The following is an 11461-nucleotide window of genomic DNA, read 5'->3' as shown; positions in this document are numbered from 1 at the left end:
CCAATCCGCGGGTCACCCTCCACTTCACCCCGACCAGCTGTTCCTGGCTGAACATGGTGGAGATCTTCTTCGGGATCATCACCCGCCAATGCCTCGAACGTGGCACATTCAGCTCCGTCAAAGACCTGGAACAAACCATGCAACGCTACATCGAGAACTACAACCAGGACGCCAAACCATTCACCTGGACCAAATCAGCGGAGTACCTCCTAGGCAAGATGAAACGCAAACAAACCATTAACACGGAGCACTAGCAGTTATCCACACGGTTCGGCCCGACGGTGATTCTCCGGTAACATTGATAAGTCTGTGCTGATGCCGGTGCCCGTTTTGGGACGACGCGTCAGGCAGGCCAACGCAAATAGAACCTCCTGTTACGGAAAGACCGTGACCGTTTAGCCCAGAGGAGGTGGGTTCACAAATGCGTGCATATGAATTGATGGTAATCATCGACCCCGATGTCGAGGAACGTACCGTCGAGCCTTCGCTCGAGAAGTTCCTGAATGTCGTCCGCAACGGCGGCGGCACCGTAGACAAGGTAGACCTGTGGGGACGTCGTCGCCTGGCCTACGAAATCAAGAAGAAGGCTGAAGGTTTCTACGCCGTAGTCAACTTCACTGCCACCCCGGCGATCGCTGCCGAACTTGACCGCCAGCTGAGCCTCAACGAGACGATCATGCGTACCAAGATCATCCGTCCCGAGGAGCAGAAGGTCTCAGCCGAGTAGTTTCGGCTCAGCTTCACAGATGAGGACAGGCCCACCGTAGTGGGCTGTGACAGTAGGAGGCACCATGGCAGGCGAGACCATCATTACGGTCGTCGGTAATCTCACCAGCGATCCCGAACTTCGTTTCACCCCGTCAGGCTCGGCGGTGGCTAATTTCACCATCGCGTCGACGCCGCGGACCTTCGACCGTCAGACCAATGAGTGGAAGGACAGCGAAACGCTGTTCCTTCGCGCGTCGGTGTGGCGTGAAGCGGCTGAGAACGTTGCGGAGACCCTGACAAAGGGCACCCGTGTCGTCGCTCAGGGCCGACTCAAGTCACGTTCGTACGACACCAAAGAAGGCGAAAAGCGCACTGTCATGGAACTTGAGGTGGACGAGGTCGGTCCATCCCTGCGCTATGCGTCAGCGAAGGTCACCCGCACCCAGCGCTCCGGCGGTGGCGGCGGAGGTAACTTCGGCGGCAACAGCGGCGGCGGCGGTAACAACTCCAACTCAGGTTGGGGCGGCGGCCAGCAGGGCGGCCAGCAGGCTCAGCAGCCAGCTGACGACCCATGGGGCGCACCCGCGGGGGGCAACTCTTCCGGAGGTAACTCTTCCGGCTGGGGCAACGGTCCGGACTCGTCCGAACCTCCCTTCTAACCCTTCCTTACCCGGCAGGACCGCCCGTTTCGGTAGCGGCCACCCGCCAAGTAATTCCCATCCCGCAGAATCGTTCTGCGGGCTCCACCAGACATAAGGAGCACCACGATGGCTAAGGCTGAACTTCGTAAGCCCAAACCAAAGTCCAATCCCCTGAAGGCCGCTGACGTCACCGTCATCGACTACAAGGACGTAGCGTTGCTGCGTAAGTTCATTTCCGACCGCGGAAAGATCCGTGCCCGCCGCGTTACCGGTGTCACCGTGCAGGAGCAGCGCAAAATTGCGCAGGCAATCAAGAATGCCCGTGAAGTTGCCCTCCTGCCGTACTCCGGCGCAGGCCGCGGTTAAGGAAAGGAACCCAACCCAATGGCAAAGCTCATTTTGACCCATGAAGTAACCGGTCTTGGTGCTGCAGGCGACATTGTCGAGGTAAAGAACGGTTACGCACGTAACTTTCTTCTGCCCCGCGGTTTCGCTCTCACCTGGACCAAGGGCGGCGAGAAGCAGGTCGAGTCGATCAAGGCTGCCCGCGTCGCACGCGAGCACTCAACGCTCGAAGATGCCCAGAAGCAGGCAGCTGCACTCTCCGCCAAGCCGGTCACGCTGACCGTCAAGGCTGGTGAGTCCGGGCGCCTGTTCGGCACCGTCAAGGCTGAGGACGTCGCAAAGGCTGTCGCGGCCGCAGGCCTCGGCACCATCGACAAGCGCAAGGTCGAACTGCCCGCCCACATCAAGTCGGTCGGCGCCTACCAGGCGAACGTTCGCCTGCACGATGATGTTGCAGCAGTCATTGACCTGAACGTCGTCGCCAACTAGTTCACCGCTGTTCACTCAGCACCACTAGCTGGTCGCCCAGTTCGACTGGAGGGACCCCCGCTAACCGCGGGGGTCCCTTTTGTCGTCCCCGGGCGGGTCGGTGGGCTGGTCGGTGACATGCAGCGCGAACGCCTGGCTTGCCATCAAAGCCTGCACCCGGTCAAGGGTGCTGAGCCCGGGGTCACCCATAGACCTCTGGTTGGCCCGCAGCGCCTCCCGCGCGGCGTCCGCATCCTCCTGGTCACGAGCCGGCCCGGGATGGCTTTGCGCGGGGTCCTGTGCGTCGGCGGCCGGGGGTTGCGGGGCCACCTCCGGAACCGGTGTGGGGTTGCCGGTGGATCTTGCCCCTTCAGAAGGAGGCGGCCGGGGAGGTGAAGGATCAGGGGCGGGACGGCGAAATCGGGGTGGACCCGTCCGGCTTCCAGGGGCGGGTGCTTGTGCTCTCCGGTCCCGGCGGGTGATGTAGCCGATGGCACCACCCGCGGCCAGCGCGGTAGCCAGGACGACGACAGTAAACACCAGGAGCTCCATGTAGCCTCCATCTCCGATGGCCGGGTTTGTTGGGACAGTATCCCATCACGACGCCGGTACTTCCCGTCTGTCCCCGGTCCACCCAGCGTTCGACCGACTCTGTCCCTCCGTTCAAAATATTCTCTAACTGGAATATACGGGTCTAAAGTCGCTGATCTTCGCCCGTTCAGGGTGCGCTGCGGGCTATATAGACCAGTCCCAGCCCATACACGACATGTGCCGTGGATCACATGGTGGTAGCACAGGCTGTGGATAGCTGGTGAATAACCCACCCCTGTACGGCCTCTGAGGGCATCTGTCAACACGCAAGTAGAGCATGAACGTTGCGTCCAGCAACATTTATTCCACAGCCCATAACCAGTGTTTGCGCAGGTCAGGACGCTATTGAGTGGATAACTATTTTGTTATCCACACCATTGTCCCCATCCTGTGCACAAGACACGCCGCGTTATCCACAAGCAATCCACAGGACCTGTGGATTGCTCGCTTGGCAGGAGGATGCTTCGGCACTACCGTTGCGGAGTATCCCAGAGGCCAAACTGTCCGCACCAGATGATAGAAATCAGTCATCAGGCCGGATACGACCGCTGACGGACAATCTGTCTGCAGCTGGTTCCGGGATAGATTACCGAGAAAGAGAGTGCAACGGTGTCCCTCACGCACAGTGATTCCAAGGAGGACACCCGGTCCCCGGAGTTCACGCGAACCCCACCGCAGGACCTGGTTGCCGAACAATCAGTACTGGGCGGCATGATGCTGTCCAAGGATGCGATCGCCGACTGCGTCGAGGTGTTGCGGGGCGTGGACTTCTACCGCCCCGCCCACGAGAGCATCTACGAAGCCGTGATCGACCTCTATGGCCGGGGCGAGCCGGCCGACGCCGTCACCGTCTCGGATGAGCTCACCAAACGGGGAGAAATTTCGCGAATCGGTGGGCCAGCCTACCTCCACACACTGATCCAATCGGTGCCTACGGCCGCCAATGCCGGGTTCTACGCGGAGATTGTCCGCGAACGGGCGGTCCTGCGACGTCTCGTCAACGCAGGCACCAAGATTGTGCAACTAGGCTACTCCAACGACGGCGAGGTTGACGACATCGTCAACGCCGCGCAGGCCGAGGTTTATGCGGTGGCCGAACGACGCAGTGCTGAGGACTACGTGGCGCTGAAAGACATCATCGAGAGCACCGTCGACGAGATCGAGTCGGCGGGGCACCGCGGCGAGGGCATGACCGGTGTCCCGACGGGTTTCTTTGAACTGGACGAACTCACGCAGGGGCTTCACGGCGGACAGATGATCGTCGTTGCGGCCCGGCCTGCCATGGGTAAGTCGACCTTCGCCCTGGACTGGGCCCGCTCTGCGGCCATCAAGCACAACATGACCACGGTTTTCTTTTCCCTCGAAATGGGACGCAACGAGATCGCCATGCGCCTCCTGTCGGCCGAGGCGACCATCGGGCTGCAGGATCTGCGCAAGGGCACGATCAAAGATGAGCAGTGGGGCAAGATCGCCACGACCATGGGGCGGATGAATGATGCGCCCCTGTTCATCGATGACAGCCCCAACATGTCGCTGATGGAGATCCGCGCGAAATGCCGGCGACTGAAGCAGCGCCACGATCTGAAGCTGGTGGTCCTCGACTATCTGCAGCTGATGTCCTCAGGTAAGCGCGTTGAGTCCCGACAGCAGGAAGTCTCGGAGTTCTCCCGTGCCCTGAAGCTCCTGGCCAAGGAACTGAACGTGCCCGTGGTGGCGCTGTCGCAGCTGAACCGTGGCTCCGAGCAGCGCACCGACAAGAGGCCCATGGTTTCTGACCTTCGAGAGAGTGGATCGATCGAGCAGGACGCGGACATGGTCATCCTGTTGCACCGCGACGACGTGTACGACAAGGAGTCCCCTCGCGCAGGTGAAGCAGACGTGATCGTTGCAAAGCACCGTAACGGGCCCACCAAGACCATCGTCGTCGGGTTCCAGGGCCACTATTCGCGGTTCAACAACATGGCCGCGGATGGTGGCGGCGGTTTTTAGCGGCAGGCCAATTCCGGCTCGCTAGGCCCGGCCACCCGAGACCGGGCCGCGGGGGGCCCACTCCCCGTCCAGCGCCCGTTCGACCTCGGCCGCCCGCTGCTGGAGGTGGGCCGCCACTGCATCCGGGTAGGTTTCCTCCTGGACCGCTGACACGACCCGTTGTAGCTGCTCCCGGATGGCAGGCTGGTCCTCCGCCGAGGCATGCCAGGCGACCTCCTGCAGCAGGCTGAGTACCCGGTCCAGCACCGCGGGGTCGGCTCTTCCATACAGGACCGGCTGGTCGAGGGTGATATTCAGGAAGGCGGCGAAATCCGGCCGGTCGAGAATCACCCGGACCAGGCCGTCGTCGTCGTGCAGCACGCGCGGGCCGAGATCCCGCTGGGTGAGTTCGCACAGCAGGGCTGAGGTGTGGCCGAGGACGTGGATCGCGGTAGTGGGGTCATTGATGCCCGGCGACAGGGCCTTCGCTGCCACATCAATGAGCTGCCGGAATCCAAAGGCAACATCCTGCACGGCCGTCCGCTCGAATCCGCAGGTGAACGCGCCGGCGACGTCGTCGCGGAACTCGTGAACCGTCTCCGCCCCCATGCTGGGCTCGCCGCTGCGCACCCAGCCCGCCGCGGCGGGAATACCCTCGACCAGGGACGAGCCAACCTGCGCGTCGACCCTGATGATCGCCCGATGCTTGACCGCCGCCGCGAGGAGGGTTTCTTCCTCGATGCCGGTGAGGAAGCCCGAGCGCGGTGCACCAATCCATACCGCTGCGTGGGGAGCTACCGGGAACACCGGGGGCTGCGCGCCCCGCTCCTCCCGGTACACCCGTCGAATGGTTCCGGAGGTTTCCTGGTGCACCTTGCGCATGATCGTTTCGACCCTGATCTCGCGCGCCAGATGGGCCAGGAAAAAGACCAGGCCGATGATGCTGGCGATCGCGAGGAGGAAGGCCAGGGTGACGGCCAGGTGGGGCACGAAAGGCTCGTCACCGTCGTCACCGGACCGCACCGTCCGCAGCACCGTCAGTGCGTAGGCGAACGTGCCGAGAAACAAGGCAAGCGTTGCGTGCACCACTCGGTCACCCGTGAAGGTGCGCAGCAGGCGAGGGGAAAACTGGCTGCTGGCCAGCTGCAGGGTGACAACGGTCAGGGAGAAGGTCAACGAGGTCGCAGTGATGAGTGAACCCGCGGTCGCCTCCAGGATGGCCCGTCCGGCGTCCGGTCCGCCGTTGATGAGGAAGTAGGAGACGCTCGATGGCATGTCGGAGCCGATCGCATCGTCGACGGTGGGAATCCAGACCCCCAGGCCAATAGCCACCAGGACGGCGAAGACCGGCAAGGGCCACAGTTGCGTGCGGAGCGCGTCAACCGCGGTTTGAAACCTGCCGCCCAGCTGACCAAGTGGCCCTGAAGTTCGGGTCATGGTGTGCGCGGCTCCTTGCTGGCGTGGACGGTATACCTGCAAAGCGTAGACCAAGGGATTCCCTCAGCTCGAGCCGCCACACCAGACGGATCAAGGGATACCTCGGATCTTCGCCCGTCGTGCCAGCACCAACTCCCCGACCGCCTGGTCCGGAAGTGGGCTTTCCGGGGTGAACCGGACGGCGCCCCTGGAGAGGGCGAAACCGTCCAGAGAGGGACGCAGCCCGTCGATCACGGCCGGCGAGAACGGGTGGACCGACAGGTGACCCGTCCTGCTACCCGCCGGCGACCGATTGCACGATCATTACCTCGGCACCGGGCGGGACCGGCGTCGAGAGGCCTTCCAGCCGGCGCACGTCTTCGCCGTCCACGTACACGTTGACGTACCGGCGCAGGGCCCCTGTCTCATCCCGGATCCGCCGGGCGAACACCGGATACCCCTCGTGTAGATCGTCGAGCAGCCGGGCCAACGGGACCGCGGACGCTGCGGACACCGGAACCGTCGAACGGTTGCCAATCAGCGGTCGCAGGAGGGTGGGGATCAGCACTGTCACCTCGCTGGTCGGGCTGGCCATCCTAGGCGCCGACGACGGCTGCGGCACGGACGCACAGCACGTCCGGCAAGTGGGAGACCACCTCACTGAACGAGTCGCCTTCGTCGTTGCTGGCGTAGACGCTGCCACCGCGCGTGCCAAAGTACACGCCCACCGGCTCCAGTGTGTCCACGCCGGCAGCGTCTCGCAGCACGGCGTTGTACTCGTTGTCGGGCAGGCCCCGGTCCTGGCGGGTCCAGGAGGATCCGGCATCGTCGGTGCGGTGGACCGCGAGCTTCGCCTCCGGCGGGATGCGCTCCCCGTCGGCCTTCAACGGGATCACCCACGCCGTGCCGCTGCGGCGGGGGTGGGTGAGCATCACGAACCCGAAGTCCGCGGGCAGCCCGTCAGCGATCGACTCCCAGGTTTCTCCACCGTCGTCGGAGCGGTACACCCCGTGGTGGTTCTGCGCGTACAGGCGGTTCGGTGCAACGGCGTCCCGGGCAATCTTGTGCACGCATTGACCAAATCCCGGGGTGGGTTCGGGCATGAAGTAGGCCGAGATCCCCTTGTTCCGTGGCGCCCAGGACACACCGCCGTCGTCGGAGCGGTACACGCCTCCGGTGCTCATGGCCACGTGGACCGTGTCGCTGACGGGGCTCGGGATCACCGAGTGCGCCGCGGCACCGCCGAAACCGGCGCCCCACTCGGAACGATGCGGATGGTCCCAGAGGCCGCGGTTCAACTCAAAGTGTTCACCGTAGTCGGTCGACTTCCAGACCGAGATGGGTTCGCAGCCAGCCCAGACTACGCCCGGGCGGCCAGCGGAGTCCGGCTGGAGCTGCCAGATCCGCTCGACGGCGGTGTCATCGGAGCTCTCAAATTTGATGGCACCCTGCTCGGGTTCGGACCAGGTGGCTCCCAGGTCGTCGGAGTAGACCACCGTTGGACCCCAGTGATAGGAGAGCACCCCCACGAGGATGCGGGTCCGGTCCTCGCGGGTGTCGATGCCGACGCTGGCGACCTCCTGCATGAGGAAGTGCGGCTCCGACAGCGTCCAGGATTCGCGATCGGTGCTGGTGGCAAGCCACAGGCCCTTCTTGGTGCCGATGGCCAGCAGTGTTGTCGTCATGGGGTCCTCGGTTCAGTGGATAACTGATGTGAACACCGTAAACAATGGCACAGCCGCAGGACCCTGTATATAGCTTTCCGGACCGGTGCTCACCGGTCGAACTTCCTGCCAGGCCCGAGCTATTCCAGGGGGTTCGGGATATCCGCCGGTAGGCTTGATCGATGGCCATCTACATTGATCCCCCGCTGTGGCCGGCCCATGGGACCGAGTTCTCCCACCTGGTCTCCGACACCTCACTTGCCGAACTCCACTCCTTTGCCGCCGCTGCCGGCATCGCCGATCGGGCGTTCGACGGCGACCACTATGACGTCCCCGTCCGCCGCTACCGGAAACTGGTGGCCCTGGGGGCGAAGGAGGTGGACTGCGGCACCCTGACGCGCATCCTGATCGCCAGCGGGCTGCGGATCCCTGCCCGGCAGCGCGCGCCGCGTCTGCGACGGGCACTGCTTGCGCGGTGGGCTGTGCTCGCCCCGCACAGCCCGGGGCTCGGCGAGTCCCTCGTCAACCGATGGTCCGAGGCGCATCGCCGGTATCACACCCCCTCCCACCTCCTGGACGTGCTGGAGGCGCTCGATGCGATCTTCCTGCCCGACGACGACGGATCGGTTCGCCGCCAGGTGCGCCTCGCTGCCTGGTTCCATGACGCCGTGTACGACGGCGTGGCTGGGGAGGATGAGCGTGCCTCAGCTGCGCTGGCCGAAGAGTGGCTGACGGGCCGGATACCTGCAGCCGAGGTGGCGGAGGTGGTCCGCCTGATCCGACTCACGGCGTCGCACAACCCGGCTCGGGGTGACCGGGCGGGTGAGCTACTGTGCGATGCGGACCTGGCCGTACTCGGGAGGTCCGTAAACGGCTACGGGCGGTACGTTGCCGCAGTGCGACAGGAATATGCCCACGTGTCCGACACGGACTTCGCGGTAGGGAGGGTCGACGTCGTGCGCCGGCTCCTCGTCATGGACCAGCTGTACCGCACCGCCCCGGCCCAACGGCTGTGGCAGGAAGCCGCGCTGGCGAACCTGGCGGATGAACTGCGGTCCTTGACCAGTCCAGTGGGCTCCATGACAAACTTGTAGACAGTGTTCACTTACAGTCATCCGAGGTAAGGCCAAAGACCCCGTGACCGAGCAGTCCAGCCCGCGCACCACCTACCGGCATGGCGACCTTCGCCGGGCCCTGATCGACGCGGGCACCGATCTGGCACGTGCGGGCGGGCCGGACGCCGTCGTCCTCCGGGAAGTGACCCGCCGCGCAGGAGTCACTCCAAACGCCGCCTACCGTCACTTCACTGACAAGGGTGCGCTGCTGTGGGCTGTATCGCTTGCCGCCCAGTCAAGGCTGGCGGCGGCCATGGAGGATGAGCTGTCCGCGATAGCCGGCGACGACGGCGCTCGCCAGAACGATGCGACGCTCGCCCGGGCCAGGCTCCGTGCCGTAGGTGCCGGATACCTTCGTTTCGCCCAAACCGAACCGGGGTTGTTCAGGACGGCCTTCGCCAGCCACGTTGATCTGCGGGACGCCTCAGCCGGGGATTCCGCGGGGCCGCATGGCCGGACCCCCTTTCAGCTGCTGTCCGACGCCCTGGATGCGCTGGTGGACGCGGGGGCGCTGGCCGCCGACCGGCGCGCGGGGGCCGAATTCGTGGCGTGGTCATCCGTCCACGGATTGGCAATGCTGGTGATCGATGGCCCTCTGCGTGGACTGGACACAGAACAGCGGCTGGTAGCCGCGCAGCGGCTCCTTGAGATGGTCGAGAAGGGAATCTAGTCCCGCTTATGACCCGTGTTATCACCCATGTGGTTGGTGGGCCGGTTCATCCACTCCGGGCGGTTCGTATAGCCCTGGGTGGGGCGCTGGCGGGTGATTTCATCCGGGTCGTCGCTGCCATAGGTCCGGGTGGCGGTGACTTGTCTCCGACGGATCACGTAGCCGCTTGCCAGGAGGGTAATCGCAGTGGCGACCAGGACGGCGCCGACCGCCAGGTTCAATCCGGCACCGGAGGGGACCGGCTCATTGAGGGCTGCCGCCCGTGCGAAGTCCGAGATGCCCTGCGGGATGAAGAGGGTGCTGAGGAAGAACGCGACGAGACCGCCGATGTAGAACCAGACTTCTTTTTTCATGTGGACTCCCTGTCCGACGGTGGTGCCTCTACCTTCAGCCTAGCCGACCCTGACGTTTGAGCCCCGACGAGGGGGTCCGACCACCGGCGCGCAGACTGTCCGGGGCAAGGCATAGGGTGGCCTTGTGAGCACCACCCTCCCCGATACGCGTGAACTCAGCCGACGCATCCTGCACCTTGCTGTGCCTGCCCTCGGTGCGTTGATCGCTGAGCCACTCTTCCTGCTGGCCGACTCTGCCATCGTGGGGCATCTGGGGGTCAATGAACTGGCTGGCGTGGGTCTGGCGTCCACGGTGCTGCACACCGCCGTCGGCCTGATGGTCTTCCTTGCATACTCCACCACGCCGGCCGTGGCCCGCTTCCTGGGGGCGGGCCGGCTCCAGGATGCGGTAGCTGCTGGCCGGGACGGTATCGGCCTGGCCCTGGTGCTCGGCGTTCTCCTCTCCACCGCGGGCTGGATCCTTGCCCCCGGGTTGTCCTCGCTGATGGGTGCCCAAGGGCAGGTGCACGACTTTGCCGTCGATTACCTGCGCTACTCAATGCCCGGCCTGACCGCGATGCTGGTGGTGCTCGCAGCAACCGGTGTGCTCCGCGGGCTGCAGGACACCAAGACCCCGCTGCTGGTGGCGGGCGTCGGGTTCACCGTGAATATCGGATTGAACTTTCTGCTGGTCTACGGGATGGGCCTTTCAGTCGCGGGATCGGCACTGGGAACCAGCATCACCCAGTGGGGGATGGCGGCGGTCTACCTGACCATCGTCTATCGCCTCTCTAGGACGAACCATGTTCCGCTTCGGCTGTCCTGGCACGGACTGCGGGCGACGGCGCGGGTTGGATCCTGGCTGATGCTCCGCACCATGAGCCTGCGGATCGCCATCCTGGCGACGGTGTTCGTCGCGACGGCGCAGGGCTCGGTCTCCCTCGCAGCCCACCAGTTGGTGATGACCATCTTCATTTTCCTGGCGTTTGCCCTCGACGCGCTCGCCATCGCGGCGCAGGCACTGATCGGCAAGGAGCTGGGTGCCGGTGACACGCCCCTGGCACAGGCGCTGACCCGGCGAATGATCCTGTGGGGGCTGGGGTTCGGCGTCATCACCGGTGCGGTCCTGGCGTTGGCAGCGCCGTTTGTCGGCTGGATCTTCACCACCGACCAGTCGGTGCAGGCTGCGCTCGCCGCGGGCCTGTTCGTCCTCGCGGCCTCGCAACCAATCTGTGGGCTGGTGTTTGTGCTCGACGGGGTTCTCATCGGTGCTGGAGATGCACGGTACCTGGCGATTGCCGGGGTGGTGAATCTGCTGCTGTACCTGCCGCTGCTGGTCTGGGTGTTCAATGCCGGACTTTCCGGGCCGGCCGGCATCGTCTGGCTGTGGCTGGCGTTTGGTGTCGGTTACATGGCGGCGCGTGCCGGGACGCTGGCATGGCGGGTCCGGAATGATCGCTGGATGGTCACGGGCGCGAGCTAGGGGCGTCGGCCCCGGTGCTGGTCGTCCTGAAGCATCCGGGGAGCCGTGACGGGGATAAAC

Annotated in this window: 14 protein-coding genes; 9 read left to right on the top strand and 5 right to left on the bottom strand. The window is 64.5% G+C overall.

Annotated features, from left to right (window positions below; genetic code table 11):
* The 5 genes from IWX64_RS10310 to rplI form a co-directional block, all read left to right on the top strand.
* The coding region (locus IWX64_RS10310; protein ID WP_196867040.1) for a transposase at positions 1 to 254 on the top strand (254 nt) is incomplete at its 5' end.
* A 167-nt stretch (positions 255 to 421) separates the two neighbouring features.
* On the top strand, positions 422 to 727 hold the full coding sequence (gene rpsF / locus IWX64_RS10305) for a 30S ribosomal protein S6 (RefSeq protein ID WP_019482095.1): 306 nt from the start codon (positions 422 to 424) through the stop codon (positions 725 to 727).
* Between the two features lie 64 nt (positions 728 to 791).
* Positions 792 to 1367: a single-stranded DNA-binding protein gene (locus IWX64_RS10300; protein WP_196867039.1), complete on the top strand. Its 576-nt coding sequence runs from the start codon at positions 792 to 794 to the stop codon at positions 1365 to 1367.
* Between the two features lie 108 nt (positions 1368 to 1475).
* The gene (gene rpsR, locus IWX64_RS10295; protein WP_005273147.1) at positions 1476 to 1715 is read left to right on the top strand and encodes a 30S ribosomal protein S18; all 240 of its coding nucleotides are present in this window, start codon (positions 1476 to 1478) and stop codon (positions 1713 to 1715) included.
* Between the two features lie 18 nt (positions 1716 to 1733).
* Positions 1734 to 2183 carry a 50S ribosomal protein L9 gene (rplI, locus tag IWX64_RS10290; protein ID WP_196867038.1) on the top strand — a complete coding sequence of 150 codons (450 nt, stop codon included), beginning with the start codon at positions 1734 to 1736 and terminating at the stop codon, positions 2181 to 2183.
* 60 nt (positions 2184 to 2243) lie between these two features.
* Here the strand turns inward: rplI and IWX64_RS10285 are convergent, their stop codons facing one another.
* Positions 2244 to 2492: a hypothetical protein gene (locus IWX64_RS10285; RefSeq protein WP_196867037.1), complete on the bottom strand. Its 249-nt coding sequence runs from the start codon at positions 2490 to 2492 to the stop codon at positions 2244 to 2246.
* Positions 2493 to 3362: 870 nt separating this feature from the next.
* Between IWX64_RS10285 and dnaB the strand changes: the two genes are divergently transcribed.
* Positions 3363 to 4742, top strand: coding sequence for a replicative DNA helicase (dnaB, locus tag IWX64_RS10280; RefSeq protein ID WP_196867036.1), 1380 nt, complete (start codon positions 3363 to 3365; stop codon positions 4740 to 4742).
* A gap of 21 nt (positions 4743 to 4763) precedes the next feature.
* On the opposite strand, the gene IWX64_RS10275 is transcribed toward dnaB, so the two are convergent.
* From IWX64_RS10275 to IWX64_RS10265, 3 genes are all read right to left on the bottom strand, one after another.
* The gene (locus IWX64_RS10275; RefSeq protein ID WP_196867035.1) at positions 4764 to 6158 is read right to left on the bottom strand and encodes a DUF2254 domain-containing protein; all 1395 of its coding nucleotides are present in this window, start codon (positions 6156 to 6158) and stop codon (positions 4764 to 4766) included.
* A 274-nt stretch (positions 6159 to 6432) separates the two neighbouring features.
* On the bottom strand, positions 6433 to 6732 hold the full coding sequence (locus IWX64_RS10270) for a MoaD/ThiS family protein (RefSeq protein ID WP_196867034.1): 300 nt from the start codon (positions 6730 to 6732) through the stop codon (positions 6433 to 6435).
* A gap of 1 nt (position 6733) precedes the next feature.
* Positions 6734 to 7822, bottom strand: coding sequence for a WD40/YVTN/BNR-like repeat-containing protein (locus tag IWX64_RS10265; protein ID WP_196867033.1), 1089 nt, complete (start codon positions 7820 to 7822; stop codon positions 6734 to 6736).
* Positions 7823 to 7983: 161 nt separating this feature from the next.
* Between IWX64_RS10265 and IWX64_RS10260 the strand changes: the two genes are divergently transcribed.
* Positions 7984 to 8895 (top strand): DUF4031 domain-containing protein, encoded by a 912-nt coding sequence (locus tag IWX64_RS10260; RefSeq protein WP_196867032.1) that lies wholly within the window; start codon positions 7984 to 7986, stop codon positions 8893 to 8895.
* Positions 8896 to 8938: 43 nt separating this feature from the next.
* Entirely contained in the window at positions 8939 to 9586 is a 648-nt protein-coding gene (locus IWX64_RS10255) for a TetR/AcrR family transcriptional regulator (protein WP_196867031.1), read from the top strand.
* Here IWX64_RS10255 and IWX64_RS10250 read toward each other — a convergent pair.
* Positions 9583 to 9939, bottom strand: a complete 357-nt coding sequence (locus tag IWX64_RS10250; RefSeq protein ID WP_196867030.1) for a hypothetical protein — start codon at positions 9937 to 9939, stop codon at positions 9583 to 9585. The two genes, IWX64_RS10255 and IWX64_RS10250, sit on opposite strands and share 4 nt — an antisense overlap.
* Before the next feature lie 124 nt (positions 9940 to 10063).
* Here IWX64_RS10250 and IWX64_RS10245 point away from each other — a divergent pair, with 124 nt between their 5' ends.
* Complete coding sequence (locus IWX64_RS10245) at positions 10064 to 11401, top strand: MATE family efflux transporter (RefSeq protein WP_196867029.1); 1338 nt, start codon at positions 10064 to 10066, stop codon at positions 11399 to 11401.
* The last annotated feature ends 60 nt before the right edge of the window (positions 11402 to 11461 follow it).

Source organism: Arthrobacter sp. CAN_A212 (assembly GCF_015752345.1).
GTDB lineage: Bacteria > Actinomycetota > Actinomycetes > Actinomycetales > Micrococcaceae > Arthrobacter_D.
Note: the sequence above shows the minus strand (reverse complement) of the source record. Positions and strands in the feature narration are given on the sequence as shown.